This window comes from Paenibacillus xylanilyticus, assembly GCF_013359935.1.
GTDB lineage: Bacteria > Bacillota > Bacilli > Paenibacillales > Paenibacillaceae > Paenibacillus > Paenibacillus xylanilyticus.
The window spans coordinates 131,744-154,088 of the sequence record NZ_JABMCB010000197.1; the positions used below are offsets into that span (position 1 = coordinate 131,744).

At 48.9% G+C, this 22,345-nt stretch carries 20 protein-coding genes; 10 read left to right on the forward strand and 10 right to left on the reverse strand.

What is annotated here, in order from left to right:
- Positions 1-36 precede the first annotated feature (36 nt).
- The 4 genes from thiM (at position 37) to HP552_RS23080 (ending at position 3,270) form a co-directional block, all read left to right on the forward strand.
- Positions 37-849, forward strand: a complete 813-nt coding sequence (gene thiM / locus HP552_RS23065; RefSeq protein ID WP_175397737.1) for a hydroxyethylthiazole kinase — start codon at positions 37-39, stop codon at positions 847-849.
- On the forward strand, positions 846-1,658 hold the full coding sequence (thiD, locus tag HP552_RS23070; protein WP_175397738.1) for a bifunctional hydroxymethylpyrimidine kinase/phosphomethylpyrimidine kinase: 813 nt from the start codon (positions 846-848) through the stop codon (positions 1,656-1,658). The genes thiM and thiD overlap by 4 nt, the downstream gene beginning before the upstream one ends.
- Positions 1,658-2,323: a thiamine phosphate synthase gene (thiE, locus tag HP552_RS23075; RefSeq protein ID WP_175397739.1), complete on the forward strand. Its 666-nt coding sequence runs from the start codon at positions 1,658-1,660 to the stop codon at positions 2,321-2,323. The genes thiD and thiE overlap by 1 nt, the downstream gene beginning before the upstream one ends.
- Before the next feature lie 203 nt (positions 2,324-2,526).
- Positions 2,527-3,270 carry a MerR family transcriptional regulator gene (locus tag HP552_RS23080; protein ID WP_175397740.1) on the forward strand — a complete coding sequence of 248 codons (744 nt, stop codon included), beginning with the start codon at positions 2,527-2,529 and terminating at the stop codon, positions 3,268-3,270.
- A gap of 190 nt (positions 3,271-3,460) precedes the next feature.
- On the opposite strand, the gene HP552_RS23085 is transcribed toward HP552_RS23080, so the two are convergent.
- From HP552_RS23085 to HP552_RS23095, 3 genes are all read right to left on the reverse strand, one after another.
- A complete protein-coding gene (locus HP552_RS23085; RefSeq protein ID WP_312884334.1) occupies positions 3,461-3,943 on the reverse strand; it encodes a hypothetical protein in 483 nt (160 codons plus the stop codon).
- A 229-nt stretch (positions 3,944-4,172) separates the two neighbouring features.
- Positions 4,173-4,835 carry a deoxynucleoside kinase gene (locus tag HP552_RS23090; RefSeq protein ID WP_175397741.1) on the reverse strand — a complete coding sequence of 221 codons (663 nt, stop codon included), beginning with the start codon at positions 4,833-4,835 and terminating at the stop codon, positions 4,173-4,175.
- Positions 4,832-5,455 (reverse strand): deoxynucleoside kinase, encoded by a 624-nt coding sequence (locus HP552_RS23095; protein WP_175397742.1) that lies wholly within the window; start codon positions 5,453-5,455, stop codon positions 4,832-4,834. The genes HP552_RS23090 and HP552_RS23095 overlap by 4 nt, the downstream gene beginning before the upstream one ends.
- Positions 5,456-5,663: 208 nt before the next feature.
- Between HP552_RS23095 and HP552_RS23100 the strand changes: the two genes are divergently transcribed.
- Both HP552_RS23100 and HP552_RS23105 read left to right on the forward strand, forming a co-directional pair.
- Positions 5,664-6,773 carry a hypothetical protein gene (locus tag HP552_RS23100; RefSeq protein ID WP_175397743.1) on the forward strand — a complete coding sequence of 370 codons (1,110 nt, stop codon included), beginning with the start codon at positions 5,664-5,666 and terminating at the stop codon, positions 6,771-6,773.
- Between the two features lie 311 nt (positions 6,774-7,084).
- Positions 7,085-8,824 carry a methyl-accepting chemotaxis protein gene (locus HP552_RS23105; RefSeq protein WP_175397810.1) on the forward strand — a complete coding sequence of 580 codons (1,740 nt, stop codon included), beginning with the start codon at positions 7,085-7,087 and terminating at the stop codon, positions 8,822-8,824.
- Positions 8,825-8,907: 83 nt separating this feature from the next.
- Here HP552_RS23105 and HP552_RS23110 read toward each other — a convergent pair whose 3' ends face one another.
- The 7 genes from HP552_RS23110 to pbp4 all read right to left on the reverse strand — a co-directional run bounded on the left by HP552_RS23110 (position 8,908) and on the right by pbp4 (position 16,441).
- The gene (locus HP552_RS23110) at positions 8,908-9,075 is read right to left on the reverse strand and encodes a DUF3934 family protein (protein WP_175397744.1); all 168 of its coding nucleotides are present in this window, start codon (positions 9,073-9,075) and stop codon (positions 8,908-8,910) included.
- A gap of 137 nt (positions 9,076-9,212) precedes the next feature.
- Entirely contained in the window at positions 9,213-10,433 is a 1,221-nt protein-coding gene (locus HP552_RS23115; RefSeq protein ID WP_175397745.1) for an MFS transporter, read from the reverse strand.
- 79 nt (positions 10,434-10,512) lie between these two features.
- Positions 10,513-11,112: a TetR/AcrR family transcriptional regulator gene (locus HP552_RS23120; protein ID WP_175397746.1), complete on the reverse strand. Its 600-nt coding sequence runs from the start codon at positions 11,110-11,112 to the stop codon at positions 10,513-10,515.
- 114 nt (positions 11,113-11,226) lie between these two features.
- Positions 11,227-12,372, reverse strand: coding sequence for a S1C family serine protease (locus HP552_RS23125; RefSeq protein ID WP_175397747.1), 1,146 nt, complete (start codon positions 12,370-12,372; stop codon positions 11,227-11,229).
- Positions 12,373-12,386: 14 nt separating this feature from the next.
- Entirely contained in the window at positions 12,387-13,631 is a 1,245-nt protein-coding gene (locus HP552_RS35645) for an FxLYD domain-containing protein (RefSeq protein WP_175397748.1), read from the reverse strand.
- A 195-nt stretch (positions 13,632-13,826) separates the two neighbouring features.
- The gene (locus HP552_RS23135; protein WP_175397811.1) at positions 13,827-14,246 is read right to left on the reverse strand and encodes a VOC family protein; all 420 of its coding nucleotides are present in this window, start codon (positions 14,244-14,246) and stop codon (positions 13,827-13,829) included.
- Between the two features lie 77 nt (positions 14,247-14,323).
- The gene (pbp4, locus tag HP552_RS23140) at positions 14,324-16,441 is read right to left on the reverse strand and encodes a penicillin-binding protein PBP4(5) (protein WP_175397749.1); all 2,118 of its coding nucleotides are present in this window, start codon (positions 16,439-16,441) and stop codon (positions 14,324-14,326) included.
- A 148-nt stretch (positions 16,442-16,589) separates the two neighbouring features.
- Between pbp4 and HP552_RS23145 the strand changes: the two genes are divergently transcribed.
- From HP552_RS23145 to HP552_RS23160, 4 genes are all read left to right on the forward strand, one after another.
- Complete coding sequence (locus HP552_RS23145; RefSeq protein WP_095288594.1) at positions 16,590-16,994, forward strand: CBS domain-containing protein; 405 nt, start codon at positions 16,590-16,592, stop codon at positions 16,992-16,994.
- Positions 16,995-17,353: 359 nt separating this feature from the next.
- On the forward strand, positions 17,354-19,630 hold the full coding sequence (locus HP552_RS23150) for a glycosyltransferase (protein WP_175397750.1): 2,277 nt from the start codon (positions 17,354-17,356) through the stop codon (positions 19,628-19,630).
- Positions 19,631-19,648: 18 nt separating this feature from the next.
- Positions 19,649-20,806 (forward strand): hypothetical protein, encoded by a 1,158-nt coding sequence (locus tag HP552_RS23155; protein ID WP_175397751.1) that lies wholly within the window; start codon positions 19,649-19,651, stop codon positions 20,804-20,806.
- 108 nt (positions 20,807-20,914) lie between these two features.
- Positions 20,915-22,336, forward strand: coding sequence for an MBOAT family O-acyltransferase (locus tag HP552_RS23160; protein WP_175397752.1), 1,422 nt, complete (start codon positions 20,915-20,917; stop codon positions 22,334-22,336).
- The last annotated feature ends 9 nt before the right edge of the window (positions 22,337-22,345 follow it).

A 22,345-nucleotide genomic window follows, 5' to 3' on the forward strand; every position in this document is an offset into this window, starting at 1 on the left:
CTATAAAAATAATGGCTTATCAGGAGGAAATTTTATATGTCATATCTGGCACGTGTTCGTACTCAAAATCCACTTGTTCACAATATCACCAACCTCGTGGTTGCTCCCTTTACGGCCAACGGTCTGCTCGCACTTGGCGCCTCTCCCTTCATGGCCTACGCGCATGAAGAGGTAGCCGATGTCGCTAAAATGGCCGGAGCGGTCGTGCTCAACATTGGCACACTCGATGACAAGGTTGTCCAGGCCATACGCCTCGCCGGACAATCGGCCAATGCCAATCATGTACCTGTCGTATTGGACCCAGTCGGCGCAGGTGCAACAGCCTATCGCACAGAAACGGTTCAGATGCTCGTGCGTGAGCTTCGCCTCACAGTCCTGCGGGGTAACGTGGCGGAAGTGGCCAATGTCATTGGCGAGAACTGGAGCATCAAGGGCGTGGACGCAGGCCAAGGAGAAGGAGACCGCATCGGGATAGCCGAGCGGGCAGCGCAAAAGCTCGGCTGTGTAGTTGTTATCACCGGACGCGAGGATGTCATTACGAATGGACAGACGACATTCCTGGCACAAAACGGACATGCCCTGCTTACCCAAGTCACTGGCGCAGGGTGCCTGCTCAGCTCCATCATCGGTGCCTTTGCTGCGGTTGCCCCGGCAGGAGAAGAACTGCTCGGCAGCGTTGTCGAAGCACTCACCTTCTATGGGGTTGCGGCCGAGATCGCGGCAGAGCGCACAGCCCATCTGGGACCGGGCAGTTTCCAGATCGAGCTGTTAAACCAGCTTGCGCTGGTAAATCCGGAATTGCTTGCGCAGCGGGCACAAGTTCGCCAGGTTGGCGGTGTTGCAGGATGAGTATGGCACAGGCACTCACAATTGCCGGATCGGATAATGGCGGAGGTGCAGGCATTCAGGCAGATCTGAAAACTTTTCAGGAACTGGGCGCTTATGGCTTGTCTGTCATTACGGCTGTTACCGCCCAGAATACGCTAGGCGTTCAGGGGGTATATCCGGTTCCCCTGGAAGGCATCGCCCAGCAGCTCGATTCCACGGGTGAAGACTTTCAGCCTGGGGCGGTAAAGACGGGCATGCTATTCAGTGCAGAGACCATTCGTTTGGTTTCCGAGAAATGGCGGCAATTCGGCTGGTCCAATCTGGTCATTGATCCGGTTATGGTTGCTAAAGGCGGTGCCCCGCTGCTTCAACAGGAGGCGGTGCAGGCGCTCATCACGGAGCTGCTTCCACATGCACTGATCACGACACCAAATATACCCGAAGCGGAGCTGCTCACCGGGATGAGCATCCGGAATCTGGCGGAACGTGAAGAAGCCGCCAAGCAGATCGTGCACATGGGCTCTGCGTATGCTTTGGTCAAAGGTGGTCATGCTGAGGGTAACGAGATGATCGTGGATGTGCTCTATGACGGCACGTCTTTTCATTATCTGGAGAACGTGCGTATTGTAACACGCCACACCCATGGGACCGGATGTACCTATTCCGCCGCCATCACGGCCGAACTGGCCAAGGGTTCGTCTGTACTGGCTGCCGTTACGACCGCGCGAGCATTCATTCAGGCAGCCATTGAGGATGAACTCGGGATTGGGGGCGGTCACGGGCCGACGAATCATTTTGCGTATCAGCGCAGACAGCGGGGTGAGCAGTGATGCGCAGATGGGATGCAGAAGCGGTGCGCCGGGCGATGCAGGTGTACTTGGTGATGGGCAGCGTAAACACCGCGCTGGACCCAGTGGATGTGCTGCGCCAGGCCATCGCCGGCGGCATCACGCTGTTCCAGTTCCGCGAGAAGGGAACTGGTGCACTTGCAGGCGAAGACCGCATCTCGCTTGCGATGCGACTTCGCGAGGTGTGCAGCCAGCACGGGATTCCGTTCATCGTGAACGATGATGTGGAGCTGGCTGTGGCGGTGGAGGCCGACGGCATGCATGTCGGCCAGGACGATGCGGACGCGGCGCTGGTACGCGCCCGCATCGGAGCAGGGCGGATGCTTGGCGTATCCGCCCACTCCGTGGAGGAAGCCCGCCGTGCCGTGCAGGCGGGCGCCGACTATCTTGGCGTCGGGCCCATGTACCCGACGCGATCCAAGGCGGATGCCCACGCTGTGCTGGGCCCCGCCGGGGTGGCGGAACTGCGCGCCGCAGGCATCGCAGTTCCGGTGGTGGGTATCGGCGGCATTACGCCCGATACCACGGCCGCCGTGATGGCGGCAGGAGCCGACGGCGTAGCCGTCATCTCCGCCATCGCGGGCGCGGCCGATGTGCGCGCAGCGGCTGCGCAATTCGCTGCGGCGGTGCGCGGGTTGCAGGCATAGCCGCGCCTCCCTGCACCGCCTCCCCCTTTTCGCGCTGAGGCGACGATGTTCATCCTGAGTGGCAACCCTCATGAATTTTTCAAAGCTCCTCTTTTCTATCCGGGATGCAAGCCGTATGGCTCGCGTCTTTTTTTTACATGATTACCTGTTGACTCTCACGTAACGTGACGCTGTACAATCGGTGGTGTAAGGAGGTATTCCACATGGCCATGAAAGTAAAAGAAGTTGCCGAACTTGCCTCGATCAGTGTGCGCACACTGCATCATTATGACGAGATCGGATTATTGACACCGGACGAAGTCACTTCTGCCGGATATCGATTGTATTCAGATGCCAATCTGGAAATGCTGCAGCAAATTTTATTTTTCAAAGAGCTCGATTTTTCCTTGAAGGATATCAAAAGCATTATCACCAACCCCTCCTTTGACCGGGAGGAAGCACTAAATATGCACCGCCGTATTTTACTGGAGAAGCGCCAGCGCCTCGACCACATGATCGCTACGATTGATAGAAGTGTCCTGCACATGAGAGGAGAGATTCATATGACTACAAAAGAACAGTTCGAAGGATTCGATTTCAGCGAAAATCCGTATGAACAGGAAGCAAGAGAACGCTGGGGGGACCAGGTCGTAGATGAAGCGAACCGGAAACTTCAGAACAAATCTGCCAGGGAGCAGAAGGCTGTATCCGATGAAATGAACGAGATCTACACCCGCTTGGCGAAACTTCGTCATACAGACCCTGCCTCTGATGAGGCTCAAGAGGGGATTACCGAATGGTATACCCGTCTGAACAACATGGGCAGCTATTCTCCGGAGGCCTTCAGAGGACTCGGACAGATGTATGTGGATGACGAGCGCTTTACTCGTAATATTGATCAATTTGGTAAAGGCTTGGCCTTGTTCATGAGGGATGCGATGGCAGTCTTTGCCGACCGCAAAAGCTAATGGTTGCCTCATTAAATCCCATTCCACTCCAACTGCAAAGAAGGGACGTATGCCATTAGGCGTACGTCCCTTCTCCTGTATCTCAGCCGCAATGTGATCGACCCCTTCCGGTCTTTCACTCTGAGTACATTTTAAGTTTTATAATCAGCAGCCGTTTTGCACTGTTCCGTTTACCAGACTCCGTCTCTTTTTACGCCTTTGGCGCATGGTCCGATGACGATGCTGGTGATGCCAGGCTGGTCTTCGCCATCCGTCCCGGAATCTGCCAAGCGGATACCATTGCCAGTACGATGAACAACAGATCAACCGGCTCACTGAAGTAGTCCGTAATGGTTGCGAAGAATTCACTGATGATCTCACCATCGAACGCCAGCTCCATCATTCCGATATCACCGAACAGCTGGGATGTAAAATAGATAACCGTAAGATATTTGCCCAGCAAAATGCCGAGAAGTGCAAAAATGACAGCGATGATTTTATGTATCGTTGCAATCCGTTTGTTGGAGAACAAAACCACTGCGTACCCCGTAAGTGCCCCAATCAGGATCGCGACAAGCCCAACCTCATATTCGGTCGATGCTGCGATTGCTGCCCACACGGCTCCCCCTACAATTGCTGCAATTAACCCGCCGATGATCGGCAAGCCAATCTTGATTCCTTGTTTCTCTTCCACGTGTCTTTCCCTCCTGAGTCATGCTTATGCTAATTTTCCAGAATTCACCTTTCTTATGAAACCACAAAATGTGCTCTCTTTCAACAAATTTCTGCTTTTTTCTGAAAATTAAGAGAAAGGCATTGGGGTAATTTCACATCATTTATATGCAACGCAAAAATCCCCTCCACCAGCCTAAAGCTGAAGGAAGGGATCTATAAAATCACATCAATTATAGCGAAAACACCGGTCACACATACACTTGCGATGCGTTGGAAGGTTGAATGACTGCAGCAATTTGGGCCAGAATGGCATCTACGGAAGCTGGATCATGCACATCATATTCATCAATGTTCAGACGAAGTACAGGGCAAGCCGTGAATTGATTAATCCAAACCGAATAGCGCTCGTGCATATGTTCCCAATAGGAACGATCCGTCTGGATTTCCATCTCGCGTCCGCGTTCCGTAATCCGGTTCAAAATGGACGGCAAACTGCCTTCCAGGTAGATCAATACGTCCGGATGCGGAAAATACGGTGTCATCACCATCGCTTCAAACAAACTGCTGTAGGTTTCGAAATCTGTGGCTGACATCGTGCCTTGATCTGCATGCATTTGCGCAAAGATACCTGTATCTTCATAAATGGAACGATCCTGTACGAATCCCCCGCCCAGCTCAAATATTTTCTTCTGTTCCTTAAAGCGCTCCGCCAGGAAGTAGATTTGCAAATGGAAGCTCCAACGCTCGAAATCATGGTAGAACTTCTCCAAATATGGATTATGATCGACCTGTTCCAAAGAGGTCTTGAAATTCAAACGCTGTGCAAGTGCTGCCGTTAACGTAGATTTCCCCACGCCAACCGTACCTGCTACCGTAATTAATGCATTCGCCGGAATGCCATAGTTATTCATGTGATATACTCCTTTATCTGGTTAACAATCTGCCTGAAATGTTCAGGATGTTCTACAAAATCCAACTGCTCCGCATCCACTTTAATAATCGTAGGCGGATTGGCGCTTTCTGCCAAGTAAGCCATGCCTGTTTTGTAATCCGCAATCAGTTGTTCCATATATGCCGGATCCATATCCTGCTCAAAGGAACGTCCACGTTTGTTAATACGGTACATTAACGTATCAAGCTCCGCTTCAATATATAACACCAAATTGGGTTTGGGCAGATCATCGGTTAAAAGATGGTAGATCTGACGGTACTTATCCCGTTTGGTTCCTTTCAGGGTACGTTCGGCAAAAATCATATTTTTGTAGATATGATAATCCGATATGACGGGCGTATTTTGTTTAATATAGTGTAGACCTGTGTCTTCCAACTGTTTGAACCGGTTGCATAGAAAAAACATTTCAAGCTGGAAGCTCCACTCGTCAATATTTTGATAGAAGGAAGCCAGAAAGGGATTCTCTTCTACAATTTCCTTCACCAGCGGAAGGTTCAATTCCTTGGAAAGCATCGTTGCCAGCGTGGTTTTCCCCGCTCCAATCGCACCCTCCACCGCAATAAACGGGGCTGATTTCATCGTGTTCCTGCTCCTCCTTGACCTCATGCGTGTTGCCGTTTCTGTATAGACCTCACCTATTGTATCACAGCTTCGCGGAGTCGATGGCCAGTATTTTATGTATATAAATGAATTTTCACCTATAGCCCGAAACATGATATAAATGGTAAAATACCCCTTTGTTAATCAACTTGTTTTTATATTACATGCCGAAGGAGATTACACCTTGATGAGTTTGCTCAAAAAGTCTATGAAACTATCCATGATGATTGTTCTGTCCATTCCACTCGTAGTAAGCGGGTGCAGCTCGCCTTCCAGTAGTGCGACATCCCCTTCTGCCGAATCGTCAAAAACTCCTTTGGACTCTTCTACAGAGACGGTTAAAGCTGCCACACGTTCTGGGGAAGAGCATACTTTATTATCGGATAATAAAGAAATTCAGGTCTCTGTCCCTTCCAATTGGAAGAAGTATACTAACAAAAACGTAGAAATGTTGTTTACAGCATCGGATCAACAGGAAAATAGCGGGCTGTCCATCACCCGGGTTTCCAAATCTGACTTGGCCGCAGGATCAACTCTCGAAGATGCATTCAATATTTTCAATGATCCCTTTTCCACAGGCTTGGAGCCCGGGCCTGATACGGATACATACAAGCTCAACATGGATTCCAAAACAGCCTCTGTCATTGAATCCAAAGGAAGTCTTAATGGTAAAGAGGTTTATTACTTGAATGCTGCCTTGGAAACAGACAATCATTTCTATCGGATCTTCCTGTTTCACCCCGACGGCTCGGCCAGCGAGGATCATGATACTTTTGTACAGATTGCGGAGTCGGTCAAGATCCTTAATGATGAAATGACAACGGAAGATCCCGGACGTTCATCTATCGTAAAAAAAACGCTAACCAGCAAGGATGGTTATATCCAGATTCGAATTCCTTCCAACTGGTCAACCAGCCTGAGCCTAGTGCCTGACGCGGATCTGCAGGCCTCTTTCGTCAACAATGAGGATTATATGGCTGTTCTGCATGAGGCGAAGGAAGATGTGGGAGCTGACATCACCCTGCAGGATTATTACGATCTCATCATGGAGAATAACGTGAATCCGGAGGGGAATGCATCCATTTCAGAACGGGTACCTGTGACCATTAACGGAATGACTGGATGGCAGGTTGAAGTGCGAACGGAAGTAGAACGAATGAAGATCGGTTATGTATATACTTTTTTGGAATCGGCAACTCATTTCTCCCAGGTTATTTTCTGGACATTTGAGAGCCGATTTGACCAGGCTAAGGATGATTACAAGGAATACACCGAAACCTACAGTGAAAACCACTAGTTTTCAAAGTACCTCTCCCCGTATGACTCGTTCATACTTGGAGAGGCTTTTTTATAGTCTCCGCATAGCCATGCTTTTTTAGCAATTCAATTAAAATATGAAAAATACGAAAATAAACTGAAAGTTTTAGTGCTAAAGCATCATTTTATTTTCATTACTAACATTCATATGACTTTATTACGATATATTCCATGAATACAACATGTCTGGAGGTCCTAGAAGAGTCTGGAATGATTCGCATATACGAACAGATCAAAATTAGCTAGAAAAAGGAGAGAAACAAGTTGTTCGCTAAGATTCGATGGAGTACCATGCCTTTCTTTGCCAAAAACCTCGTTATATCTTTCGGTAGTATTATGTTGATTGGAATCATCCTGATTACAGCAGGATATCAGCTGCAAAAAAACGTGCTCAGTCAGCAGCTCTATGATCAGGCCAAGGTGACCACCCAGAAGTGGTCAGACGATCTGGACACGGCCAAAGTACTTGAAGCGATCAATGAAAAAAGCTATGACGGTCCGGTACAAAAAGAACTGCGGGACTATCTGGATTCCATTCATGAGTTGTATCCCAACATTGCTCAAACCTATATTTTTGGAACGGAACTTGCGGAAGGCAACCAAACGTCCATCATCGCCGTTCCGACCAACCTGGTACAGCCTTTTGAAGAATTGAATCTGGCTGTAGGCTCCATGTACCAACTCCCACAAGAAAACGCGAAAGCACTGGAAGGCATGAAGAAGGACGGGCAACCTGCACTAAGCAGCTTTTATACAGATGAATATGGAACCTGGACAACCATTATATATCCGATCAAGAATGCAGCGGGTGAAGTGTACGCCGCCATTTACTTTGATGTCGATGCCAACGCCATCCCGAATGGTCTCCATAAGCTGATTACATACAGCAGCATGTTCCTTATAGGTTTCCTGCTTCTGTTCATGATTCTGCAATATATCCTGTTGAAGAAAACGTTAACTCCGATCCGCAACCTGATGAAGGGCATCGATGTTGCCAGCTCGGGGAATCTGGATGTATCCATCCAGACAGGACGAGATGATCTGGGGATTATTAATCAGAAATTCAATACGATGATTGAACGATTCAATGATACGATGTCCAAAGTCCAACTGACTTCACATCACCTGTCCAACTCTTCCAAGAAATTATTGGAGATCTCGGAAAATAACAATGGCAATATTCAAATGATCAGTACGAATATTCGGGATATCTCCCTTGGCCTTCGCTCTCAGGACCAGGCCTCTGTAGAAAATGCACGTGCCATGACGGAAATGTCCACCGTTGTCCAAACCATCGCGAGCAGCTCCTCGGAGGTTGCCGATGAAGCGCAGAGCATGGAACAGCGCTCCTATTCGGGCCATGAGATAATGCAGCAAGTCATTGAGCAAATGGATCTGATCTCGGGAGCCGTACAACACACATCCAAGTCCATCCAGTCTTTGGAAAACCGTTCCAATGAGATTAGCGGTATTGTCAATCTCATCACTGACATTGCAGGACAAACCAATTTGCTCGCCCTGAATGCTTCCATCGAAGCAGCACGTGTGGGTGAAGAAGGAAAAGGATTTGCCGTCGTGGCAGGAGAAGTTCGCAAATTGGCAGAACAATCGCAGCAATCCGCCGATCAGATCCGCTCGCTAATCGACGAGATTCAGCGGGACATCGCACAGTCCGCCGAAGCTATGCAGCTGGGTTCACGTGAAGTAGAGAAAGGTTCTCAGGTTACCCGGGAGACAGGTGAATTCTTCGGCGATATCCTGACAGCCACGAACAAAGTCGCGAATCAGATCCAGGATATCTCCAGTTCTACGGAGGAAATCTCAGCCAGTACACAAGAGATGTCTGCAACAGCAGATGAGCTGTCCGCAAGTGTTAGCAAGGCAGCTAACAGCAGCAAGCAGATTGAACAGTCGATCGCTGAGCAGGAAGCTTCCATGGCGTCCATTGTCAGTGCTTCGGACGAACTCTCTGCGGTATCGAAGCAGCTGCAGGAACTGATCTCATTCTTCAAAGTTAAACAAGTGAATTAACCGATTTTACGTTGCCGACTTATAAAAAAGAGATCTTCCCATGTTCACGGAAGATCTCTTTTTCTATCTTATCTTGTGCCCATTCACTGGGACTTGTCACTTGACGTTTCGGCATCGGTTTTATTCTTCGTGCCTTTGCTTTTATAAGGCTTCGGGGCACTTTTCGCCCGATTGGCACTGGCTTGCCAGCGATTCCAGCCTTTTTTGCCGGTACCGCGGCCGGTGCCGCCCTTACCCTTTGCTTTACTCATTTCATCACTCCAATAATCCTGTATATGCTTAAAAATGACTGTCCTCGGTACCTTTTATCGTAACCCAGCCCATCGTATTCACTTCCAGCATTTCTTATTATAACAAAAATCGGTGTCTTTACGTCCTTCCCGCCGAATTACATTTCAGTCTTGGTTTGCCCTGCCGGCTTAACCTCTCTTAGAACCAGAAGAGATAACACGAAACAGACGGCCAGAACGGCAGCAGCCGAAACGTAAGGATAGTTAATATTTACATCAAACAAGGCTCCAGCGACAATTGGACCTGCGATATTACCCAAGCTCGTATAGGCGGAGTTCAATCCGGCAACAAACCCCTGCTGTTCCTCCGCCAGCTTGGACATCTGAGTGCTGATGGCAGGACGCAATATATCCATCCCCAGAAATACGATGAAGGTTACAACCAGGATGAGCCAGTACGTGTGCACAAATAGCGTGAGCAGTACAAACACCGCTACGAAGAGCAGACAGATTGAAATAACTTTCTTTTCGCCAAACCGGTTGAGCAGCCAGCCGATCAGGGATACTTGCACCACTGCACCCGCGATGGAACCAAACGTAATAATGAATGCAATATCTTTGGTAGTAAAACCGAATTTGTGATCCACAAAAAGAGAAAATACGGTTTCATAGTTGGCCAGGCCAAATGCCATGACAAATACGATAATCAGACTGAAGAAGTACGGCTCCCGGTACGAATTCAGCAGCTGGGATACCATCCCGGGCGTTTTGCCCTTTGCTGTACCTGCAGCAGGTTTACTTGCTTCACCTGTGCTGCGTGTCGATTCCGGCAAGATAATCAGGGTAATGATGGCTGCCAGCAATCCGGCAACCCCTGCCGCATAGAACGGAATCCGAATGCCGAAGTCCGCGATATATCCGCCGATTCCCGGTCCAATGATGAATCCGGTCGTAATGGCCGCATTAATCAGTCCCATGCCCTTGCCGCGCTCTTCTTCCGTAGTGATATCTGCGGTATAGGCCATAATCGATGGGAAGATCATCGCTGCACCGATCCCGCCAAGCATCCGAGCTGCGAAGAGCAGCACTGGCGCATTGACTGCACCAAACATAAACTCTGATACGGCAAAGATCAGCATGCCGCCTACAATAATTTTTTTACGGCCAAATGCATCAGACCACCTGCCCGCAACCGGAGAAAACAGAAACTGGGTGAAGGAGAATGCTGCTACCAGCAAACCCACCGTGAACCCGGTGATATGCAGTAGATCCATATACGCAGGCATGATGGGTACCACCAACCCAATACCTGTAAACACGAGAAAAATATTAAACATTAATAGCAGGAGTGCGCCCCTGTTTCTTGTCAGTAATGCCATGATTGAATCCTCCGTATATTGTCAAAATGTTGCTTGTTATAGCTAAAACAACCCTTTTGTTTCTTAGTAATTTTCAATCTCATTCCTTGCTTTTGGCGATCCCGTGCAGAAATACATTCGCCGCCTGGCGGTACAACGCCACAGCCTCCTCGGGCTTCATCCCACGAGATAACTGGCTGAGTCCAATAATGGTACTTTCCAAAATCAGCGCCAGGTGATCAACATTGTCTTCCTTGAACTCTCCACTCTCAATGCCCTGCTGCACCAATTGTCTATTGAATTGAATATGCCGCTCAAACATCAATGCGATTCGTTCCTCAATATCGTTCTCTTTCTTTTCGCCGGTGAAGAATTCATCAGCTGCCTTGGTCAGCGGATGGTTCATGTCATCCAGGACAAGCTGTTCCGTTAGTCCATAGATCTTCTCGGTAGAGGTCTTGTACAGATGTTCCTTGGAAGCCCAGTTCTCTTCCCACTCCCGATCCCACTCATCAATTAGATAGAGAAACAGACCTTCCTTGCTTTTAAAATGGTAATAAATATTCCCCTTGCTGCTGCCTGTGGCAGCCACAATATCTTCAATGGATGTGGCTTTATAGCCTTTTTGTACAAAAAGGGCTCTGGAGGCATCCGCAAGTTTCTTCTTGGTCTGCTCGGTTTGCAGTTGCTTCTTGTTCATTCCATCACTCTCTTCCTTACATACTGAACATTCGTTCTGTATTTTAACAGATCGCTGGTAATTTGGCAATCAAAAAGGAGAATGGACGCGATGCCGATTCTCCTTTTGATTTTATTATTTCATCTTTTTGCCTTGACCATGCAATATTTTCAACTGGCCATTCTCATAACCGACCTGGTACGTCACCTTATATTTCGTGGTCACATATTCGCCGTCCCTGCGCTCATCCGCTGTAATGGTCGCCGTGACTTCCAACTCATCATTCCCTTTATCGGTGGAAGAAATTCCGCTAATGGTCACGTAGCTTGTATTCAGGTATCCTTCTCGGAATTTGGCATAACTCGTACCACTCTGCCATTCGCTGCCCAGCAGTGCATAAGCGGTAACATAATCACTTTGGTTCAGACTCAGATAGAAATTGGTCACCAACCCCTCTGCCTCGGCAGAAATACCACTTGTTCCGGTGTTACCACCTGTCGTCTGAACCACCGTTGTAGCGTTCGGCTTCTCGGACCATGCCTGCACCTGCTTCAGCACACTGGTGATCGGAATGCTGAAACCAATGCCGCCCTCCTGCTCCACGACAGCCGAATTAATGCCAAGAACTTCGCCCGTCTCCGCGTGGATCAATGGTCCACCGCTGTTGCCGTGGGTAATGGGAGCCGAGATCTGATACAGATTACTGTAAATGTACGGCGGAATCTCGAAGCTGCGGCCCACACCACTAATAATGCCTGTCGTCACTGTGTTCTCCAGCCCAAGCGGACTGCCCAGTGCCAATACCTCGTCTCCGGTCTCGGCTTTAGCTTTGGCGATGGTCAGTGGCGTAAGCTTTTTTAGATCCGGAACTCTGACGACAGCCACATCTGTCTCTTCCCCGATTCCAATTACCGTCCCTTTGTATTCCTCATGATTAAGTGTGCGGACCGTCACTTCTTTTGAACCTTCCACCACATGCGCATTGGTGATGACGTCGCCCTTGTCATTGTAGAGAAAACCGGAACCCAATCCACTGCTGCTCTCAATCGTAACCACTTTCTTCTGACTTTCCTCAATAATCTGTTTGCGCGTCTTCTTCACCTTGGTACCGGAAGCCGTCTTCGCTGCCGTCGTTTCCGTTTCCTTTGCAGCCACTACAGCCAGTCTGGGCCCGCCCTGCAGCTGATCCTCCGAATGCTGATGTATCCAGAACACGCCTCCTGCCCCGGCACCAATAATGATGGCACAGGATATGATCGTACTCCATGTTCGTTTGCTCATTCCAACCTGTCCTCCTATTCCAGATACCACGTTGCATTCACAACAGAAACTTGCGCTTCCTCGTACACACCATAATAGTAGGTTTCAAAAAAGCCTTCTTCGCCAACTTCCAGCCAGCTTGGATATACATCGACATAGGTCTGCCCCAGATAGGTGCCATCTGTTCCATAGATATCGACCATAATCGTAACGGATGAGATCGGTCTCGTCGCATTGTTCACGATTGAACCACTGATGTACAGGTCACCGTAGTTATCGAGTGCTGCATCCACGTTCACGACGCTTACGGCAGCCGTCCGGTTTTTCAAATCTTCTTCCGCGGCTTGCTGCTCAGCCAGTTGGATTCGTTCAGCTTCCGCTTTCTCAAACGCTTTTTTCTCACTCAGCACACGCTCACGATATGCTGTCAGTTTGTTATCCTCCGGCGCATAGGACAGCCCCTGGTCTACGGTTAACAGCGCAGCGGCAAAATCTTTTTTCTTCACTTGCTGCTCGGCTTGTTTGTAACTAATGCCCGCCAACTTGTCGGTAATTTGTTTCTGAACGGCCTGTGCTTCGCTGCCTTTCAGCTTCGACACCGTATCCAGTTTCTCGGCCAGGGCCTCCACCGTTGTCAAACTATCAATTTCTTTCTTCACCTTCAGTACGGCAAGTGTAACCTTCCTATTATTTAACGCCGTGCGTACCTTGGCAAAAACGGGTTCCTCTCGCTCTTTCAGTTCTTTCGCAACCGCTTGAATCGTTTTATCCCCTGCGGACAGTTTGCCTGTCTTCAGACTTGCAGCAGCCTCGTTTAACTGATTCATCAGATTGAAGGCTTTTGCCGTAATTTGACGATCCTGCACCAGCGCATGGTAATTCGGTCGTTTGGCAATGGCTGCGTCCAGCAGCTGAAGGGCTTCTGTATATTTCCCGTCCAGTGCAGCCTTTTCGGCCTGTTGATGCAGTGAGGGCACCTCTGCATTCACACTGCTCTCCTGGTTGTAGTAATACGTCAGTAGAGCACCCATCACCGCTGCCAGCAGCAGTGGGATGATCCAGCTGAAGGCTCGGCCCGGCCTTTTGTTGTTCGGCATAGGCGCAGGTTGCTGCTGCCTCGATAACGAATGGGCTGTGTCTCCCGTTCCCGTTTCCAGACCAACTGCCGTTTCGGCCCAGATCTGTTCCTCTGTAGAGCTTGCATCTTTTAGTTTCGTTCTACACTTTCTGCATGTGCTGTCCCCTGGACTGCTTTTGGTCCCACATACGTGACAATACACCTTGATCCCTCCATCAAAAAGAACGTATGTATGTTTGCTGTTTTTACACGAATCGACATTTATCATATAGCAAAAAGGTAAAATACACCATATGTTATCTGGATATAAATTGTGCCTTTCGATTTTATATAAATAGGACAAAAAACCTCCCTACTATATAGTAGGAAGGTGCTGGCTATTAATTCATGTTCTACTCTACTCTTGAGCCGGAAAGCTGCTGAGGTCCATATAGGAAACTTCCCAGAGGTGATCATCGGGATCCTGAAAACTCCATCCATACATGAATCCATGATCCTGCGGATCATTGTACGGCTTGCCGCCTGCATCCAGGGCAGCTTGTACGATGGTATCCACTTCTTCGCGGCTATCCACCGATAAGGCTACAATCACTTCTGCCGTATTCGCCGCATTCGAGATTTCCTTGTTAATAAAGGATTGAAACCGTTCCTCCACCAGCAGCATGGCATAAATATTTTCCCCAATGATCATGCAGGTAGCAGACTCGTCTGTAAAATTCGCATTGAACTCAAATCCTACTTTGGTAAAAAACTCCACCGACTTCTTCAAATCCTTAACGGGCAAATTGACAAAAATCTGCTTGGCGCGAACAGCCACCATCGACCACCTCAATCCAATAGAGTAGATTCTACCACAAAATAACATTCCGCACAGGGCCTGTCAATGAAAAGGTTTTACGGAGTAGATTCCAGCTGCTTCAGGAAAGGCTTGAGCTTATCCACCACATAGTGGCTGCCCCCCCGGCCGTTCACGCCTTCAATGACCGCCGAGATCAGGAAGCTGGGCGTTTGTGTATCGAACACGACGACAAATCCGTTCTCCAGTCCCTGTTCACCCTTTTTCGCCTTCAGCTCCGCTGTTCCCGTCTTGGCTGCCAAATCCCCCGGAAGCGAGTTCAACGCATGAGCCGTTCCTCCTGAACGGGAAACAACCTGGCCGAGTGCATCCTTAACCGTATTCGCAGCATCCGGGGTGATGATAACCTCTGGCTCGGAGGTTTCCTTTCCCTCGATCAGAACAGGCTTCACCATTTTTCCTTCATTAATAAAAGGAGTGAATGACGACGCCAGATGAATCGGCGACATCAGCATTTCTCCCTGCCCATAGGATGTGTCTGCAAGAAGCACCTCGGAAGCCAGGTCCAAATTCGCTTCGTTGGCATACTGGCTCGGCTTCAAATATAATTCGTCCAGGCCAAGGTTATCTCCAAAACCAAACTTCTGTATGCCCTCAATAAACCGTTTGCTGCCCATCTCCAGAGCCTCTTGGGCAAAATAAATGTTATCCGAATAGACAAGTGCATCAACCATATTTACCGGGGTTAGACTCTTCACTCGCTTGACGTAGTAACCTCCCCAGCTCTCATCTTTGCGCCACTGCAAACCGGATATATCATGGGTTTTATCCGCTGTTGTGACCTTCTCCATTAATCCCGCTGCTGCTGTAATCGCTTTGAATGTTGAACCGGGTGCATACCGATTAGTGAATCGATTGATAAATGGAAGCTGTTCATCCGCAGAATACGCATCCCACTCCGCTTGAGTGAGTCCGGTAACCATCTTGTTCGGATTGTAGGCGGGTGCACTTGCCAGAGCCAGCAGGTTGCCATCGGTCGGATTCATGAGCACTGCCGCTCCGGCATCTCCGCCACTCGATAACGCCTTATACAGTTCCGACTGCGTTTCCGCGCTGATGGTTAACTGTATTTTTTGACCGTTTACCGCATCCTTGCGGATGAGTTCCGAGAGGACTTTTCCAGCTTCGTCCGTGATCTCAATTACGCCCCCGCGCTCGCCGCGGAGCTGCTTCTCCAGCGACTGCTCCAGTCCCGCTCTTCCGATCCAATCTTCAGCACGGTAATATCCTTCCGTATCCTTCTCCAGATCTTCCTGAGTGACCTTGCGCACATAGCCAATCAGATGTGCAGCCGATTCACCAAGCGGATAGTAGCGGATTTCCTTGGACTGTAACTTTACTCCACTGAATTGTTCAGGGATGTCAGACTCCTCTGTTGAACCAATGGGAACAAAATACTCCGGCTTCACCCATTTTTGCGACAAGGCATTATTGATGACATCTTCTGATACCTTGTAATGCTTCGCAACTTGCACAATCATGGCCTCCGGATTGTCACCAAGCTTCTCGGGCACAATGCCCCACTCGTTCACTGTGCCCTTGGTAGCAAGCGGCAGACCATCCCGATCCACAATATCTCCGCGTTCCGGCAAGAGTGTCCTTACTCTGACTTTGCTTCCTTTAATCATGTCGCTCAGGATCATCGAAGGCTGCCAGTTAATTCGCCACACTTTGCTGCCGTCTTCCGTTTCCTGCCGGACAAGCTTCAGTGTCTGTGTCTCGTTCACTTCTCCTAGGAAGGTCGTTAACTGAAGATTGTAATCCACTTCATAGGCATCCGGATTCTGTTCCGGCTTGGCTGTGTTCTGCTCTCCGCTGCCCTTGTTTTCTGCTGCACTGCTATCTGCCGTCGCCTCAGACACCTTCGGTTTCACTTCTGCCTTGATCGCCGATACCTCCATACCCGAATAGATGGCACTATACTTTTCGATAAACTGTTCCCGGTCCATGCCGGACTCATCCAGTGAAGCAGGCGTCATCAACGTATACAGCTGATCAAATTCCTGCTTCTGCAAATGCTCTATGTATTGATCTACGGTTGCCTCTGGCTTCGCTTCCTCTGCTTTGCTGCTCTGCATGTATAAATATGCCCCAATTCCGCCAGCAAACAGAAGGGGGAGCAGTCCATATATGATTTTGCGTTTTGACTTTTTCATGGTCAGATCACCTCTAATATATACTATAGATTTCCAGAGCCCCTAAAACAATGGAACAAATCTGACGAATTTATCATTAAAAATAGCCGAATGCTCACATAATATGTTTAAATAAGGAGAGTGAAATTACAGGCAAAGGAGCCCGATGATGGAAATCAGCTATTTTTTACTCCCCAAAGACGAAGTGGCTTATATCAAGTCCTCCGCTTCCATGAAGGAAGCGCTCGAACAGCTTGAAGCACAGCATTATACCGCCATTCCCGTGATTGACCAGGACGGAAAATATGTTGCTACCCTGTCCGAAGGCGATTTGTTATGGAAAATGCGGAGCACCCCCGGACTGACTTTTGATAACATGGATCAGGTTCAGGTGCATGAGATTAGCAACCGGGTATATAATGAATGCGTCTTCATCAAAGCAGAAATGGAGGATATGCTGACACTTGCAGCGGACCAGAATTTCGTGCCTGTTGTGGACGTGGACCGCGTCTTTCTTGGCATTATCCGCCGTAAGGATATTATTGAGTATTACACACGCAATATCTCTGATTAGTGGAATGGGACATACACCACCTGTGGTCAGATCGATGAAAAAAAGTGAGCGCCCTTGCTCGCTTTTTTTGTTGCCAAAAAAACCTCCTTATATCGTCCAACCACCTTCTCTTCTGCCTACTTGTTTCCCTTATAACTTTATATAAGAAGTAAAAATTCATTGCGCATTATTCGACAAATAACTACAATAATTATCAATATACGACATAATCAGAGGTATAAATCGTGTTTTATCGTGCCTTACACGGGGTGGGTCCTACGGTTTTTTTCAGAATTTGTTCAGAATGCTTTAGTACAATGAGCACATCTTAATTTTTTTAGTGCAGATTTATTTCAGAAACATCAGAGAGAGGTATTCCATTGAATTATTTAAGTACACGCAACAAGATTTTGGTCACGGCTACGGTGATCATGTCTTGTATTTACGTCATTTGGCGTACGTTCTTCACGATTCCTTTCGGCCATGGCCCTCTCGCCGTGACCGCCGGTCTTGCCCTCCTTATTGTCGAACTCATCGGCATGTTTGAACTGGCCGTCCACTTTTATAATATGACCCGGCTTGAGTATCCCGAGCTTCCGGTGGTAGACAAGGCATTATACCCGGATGTGGATGTCTTTATTGCGACCTACAATGAACCAACATCCCTTCTCTTCAAAACGATTAACGGCTGTCTCAATATGGATTATCCGGACCGTTCCAAAGTACATATTCATTTGTGTGACGATTCCAATCGTCCCGAGATGCGGGAGCTGGCCGCCCATCTGGGCATCAACTACCTGACCCGGTCAGAACACAAACACGCCAAGGCTGGTAATCTGAACAACGCCATGAAACATACTTCTTCCCCCCTGATCGTCACCTTTGATGCCGACATGATTCCGAAGCATGATTTTCTGACGTCCTGTGTTCCGTATTTTCTGACAGGAGAAAAGATCGGTTTCGTGCAGACACCGCAAAGTTTCTACAATCCCGATCAATTCCAGTACAATCTCTACTCCGAGAACCGGATTCCGAATGAGCAGGATTATTTCTACCGTGACGTACAGGTGGGACGCAACAAATCCAATTCCGTGATCTACGGCGGGACCAATACCGTTCTCTCCAGACAGGCACTGGAAGACGTAGGCGGCTTCTATACAGGTTCCATTACAGAGGACTTTGCAACAGGCATTGAAATGCAGAGCAAAGGGTATCGCTGCTTCGCAACCAACAAGGTACTCGCATCCGGACTTGCCCCAGGCGATCTGAAGAGCCTGATCAAGCAGCGTCAGCGCTGGGCACGCGGTTGTATCCAGACAGGCAAGAAGATGAATCTGCTGTTCAAGAGAGGCTTAAGTTTTGCTCAGAAATTAAACTATATCTCTTCGATTACCTACTGGTATTCTGGACTGAAGAGATTGCTGTATATCATGTCACCCATTCTGTTTGCCGTCTTCGGCATTCTTGTCGTGAAATGTACGATACTTGAAATTTTGATATTTTGGCTGCCGATGTATTTACTGACCAATACCTGTCTGCGCATGCTGTCAGGCAATATTCGAACCACCAAATGGACCAATGTCTATGAAACCATTCTGTTCCCGTCCCTGCTGCCAGCCGTCATTCTGGAGACGCTTGGCATCACAATGAACAAATTCGTCGTGACCCGCAAAGATGGTGCGCAAAATGATGACCGGAACTACCAGATCAAACAGATGATTCCCCATCTGATCCTGGCCGTGCTGTCCATCATTGGTATTGTAAACTGCATTCACTGGACGTTCAGTCAGGGCACGATTGGTTTCCTTGTGGTGCTGTACTGGCTGTTGATCAACTTCTACAACATCATGATGTCCATCTTCTTCCTCGCCGGGCGCAAAGTATTCCGCAACCACGAGCGTTCACTCGCTTCTGTGGACTGCATGATTACGACCGAAGGGGAGACGATCTCCTGCCTTACGCATGATCTGTCGGAAGGCGGAATATCCGTGATGCTGGATAAGCCGAAATACATTCCAAGCGATGTTGAGGTCAGCATCAGGCTAGTTAACGATCGATATACGAGTGAGTTTACAGGCAAGGTCGCTCACGTGGCATCCATCGGCAATCGCTGGAAGTATGCTTTTATCATCAAGGACATTACAGAAGAGCAGCAGCGTCAGCTGCTTCACATGATCTATGACCGCGAGCCTACGCTTCCCCAGAAGCTGGACAAGGATATTAGCACGTTTGAGGACATTCGCCTGAATTTTGTACGCCGGGGGCAGAGTGAGTTCTTGTCCAACCGGAAGCTGGCACGTATTGGGCTGAACCGTACGGTGAACACATCCACGCATGGAGCAGTTACCCTGCTCGATTTTAACTATGAATATGTTCTGCTGGAGACGTCCCGCCATGATCTGGCTTATGAGATGAACCTTTCTCTTGCCGAGGACCTGACGCTGGAGTGTATATGGGTGCAGTCCTTGCGCAACAAACGCGGCAATCTCTACCGGGTAACCAACATCGGGGACATTGCACGCAACCATCAAATGGAGGCACTAGAGGCTTTGCTTACACAGTGGAACAGTGAGCAGCGGCAACCTGGCCGTCCAAACGTCACAGCGAAAGACAAACACTTCTCGGATGATGAACTCAACGAGATGGCTTATTTATAGAGCGGAGGCAAGCAACACATGATCAAGAAGTGGAAAAAACGGATACTTATCGCCAGTCTCGCCGTGTTATGGAGCCTGCTTCCGGTGCAGGCTGTTCAAGCCAAACAGCTTCATCTGAGCGGGAATACCATCCGTGAATGGAATAATGGGACCCAAGTGAACGCCAGGGTCGACAAAACCGGAAGCCTGCAGATCAGCACCTCTACGCAGGGACTCAAAAAAGGCTATTATTCCGCCTACGTCTATGAATTGCGGAACAGAGATTGGTCCAGGTACGGTGCAATGACCTTCTCCATCCGCAATGAATCGGATCAGACTTTACCCTTAAATGTCGTATTTACCCGAGCAGATCAGAGTTCTGTTACGGTATCGGACGATCGGAATGTCATTGTGATTCCCAAGGCGACCAAGGAAGCTGCCTTGGTTCATCCGGTTGCAGGTCTGATCCAACTGGAGCCGGGATTTGTCGGACAGATCCGCATCCCCTTTTCCAGTCTGATGGTTCAGGACAAGGCCAAGACGACTGGCCAGGTGAAGCTGGGCAAAATCACCGGTTGGGGCATCTCGACGACGACCACCGAGAATGCCAAACTGAACTTCCGGGTCGGAAACATCAAGCCTGTATCCCAAAAGCAAGCCGCTGTGGAGAATGACTTAACCACACTTCAGATTACGGGAGACGAGCGGATGGTAAGGCCGGAAGTCGGTGAATCCATTGCGCAATACGACGTACGATCTTCATCAAGCAAAGAGGTACAGAACGTTTCATTTCGGTTGGACAGCCCTGTGCAGGGAGCAACCATTACACCTGATGGTTTGCTTACGCTTCAGACTGCCGTTCAACCTGAAAGTCTGACCATACATGCAATCGTGGACGGAAAATGGAACCTGGCTTATCCTGTTATCTTGGACAATTCTACGGCCATGAATGTTCAGGAGAAGGATGGAACGAAGCGCTCCATTCCGTCTCCTGATCAGGTAACCAAGGTGTTAACCCCCTCCAATCCGCTAATGAAGCCATGGGTGGAATGGCTTATCCGCATTGTCGTGACGGCAGCCGGAATCATTACGCTTGCTGCCTACTGGCTGTGGCGGAAGGGCAGGAACACACCTCGTGCCCAAAAAAGGCGTGCCCGCCGTGCTCAGCGCCGGGCGAGACGTCCATTCAGCATGTAAGGCTGAACTCCGGCAGGCTGGACCACATCCCTGGATGCAGGTACCGCCTGTCTTTCTTTAGCCTGGACACATGCTGCATTCTTAAATGATCCTCAAGGAGGAAAGGCAGTGCTCTTTTCCAGTGTAGTCTTTTTATTTTACTTTCTCCCGCTTGTTCTGGGGCTCTATTACGTACTGAAATTCTCGGTTACGCTCAAAAACATGCTGCTTCTAGTCGCCAGTCTGTTCTTCTATGCTTGGGGTGAACCCTGGTTCGTCCTGATCATGCTGGCCTCGATCTGTTTCAACTATATCTTTGCTCTGCTTGTGGACAAGTTCAGGGAACGGCGCAATGCAGCCTACACCATCATTACGATGATGTTGATCGTCAACCTCGGCATGCTGTTTGTGTTCAAATACCTGGCCTTTGCGCTGCGCATCGTGAACGAAAATACGGGCTTCGGACTCAGCATTCCGAACATCGCCCTGCCACTGGGCATCTCATTCTTCACCTTCCACGGCATTTCCTACGTGATTGACGTTTATCGTGGACACGGTGCTGTTCAGAAAAATCTCTTTTACGTTGCATTGTATATCTCCTTCTTTCCTCAGCTCGTTGCCGGACCGATTCTGCGGTACAACACGATTGCGGATCAGATGGTGAATCGCAAAGAGAGCTGGGACAAGTTCGCGGTAGGCTGCTGCAGGTTCATTGTGGGCTTGGGCAAAAAGGTGCTGCTATCCAATAGCATGGCCATCGTCGCCGATCATATCTTCAGCATGGGAGGCACATCCGAAGTGTCCTCCAGTTTGGCGTGGCTTGGGGCGATTGCCTATACACTGCAGATTTATTTTGACTTCTCGGGGTATTCCGATATGGCCATTGGTCTGGCATTGATGTTCGGCTTCAAGTTTGAAGAGAACTTTAGATATCCGTACATCTCCAGATCCATCACCGAATTCTGGCGCCGCTGGCATATCTCGCTCGGTACCTGGTTCAAGGAATATGTATACTTCCCGCTGGGCGGTTCCCGTGTCACCAACAAAGATAAAATGATTCGCAACCTGTTGGTCGTCTGGGGACTTACCGGCGTATGGCATGGTGCGGAGTGGACATTTGTGGTGTGGGGATTAATTAACTTTGCGTTCATCGCGCTGGAGAAGATCTTCAACTTTGACAAAGGAACACGCTTCATCCCGCTAAGGCATCTCTATGCCATGTTTATTGTCGTCATCGGCTGGGTCATCTTCCGTTCACCGGATCTCCTGCAGGCGGGTCACTATCTGGGCAATATGTTTGGATTGTACGGCAATGGGTTCTGGAGTGATACAACCTGGATGTTCCTCAAGGAATATGCATTCTTCTTCATTCTGGGCATTCTGTTCTGCATGCCGATCGCCACCCGGATGAACAAATTGATGGTCGATGGCGCCCGTTTCCGCAAACCGCTGGAGCTGGTTTATCCGCTGACAATCATTCTATTGTTCCTGGTCTGTGTATCGTATCTGGTCAAGGGTACGTACAATCCGTTTATCTATTTTAATTTCTGAGAGAAGGCA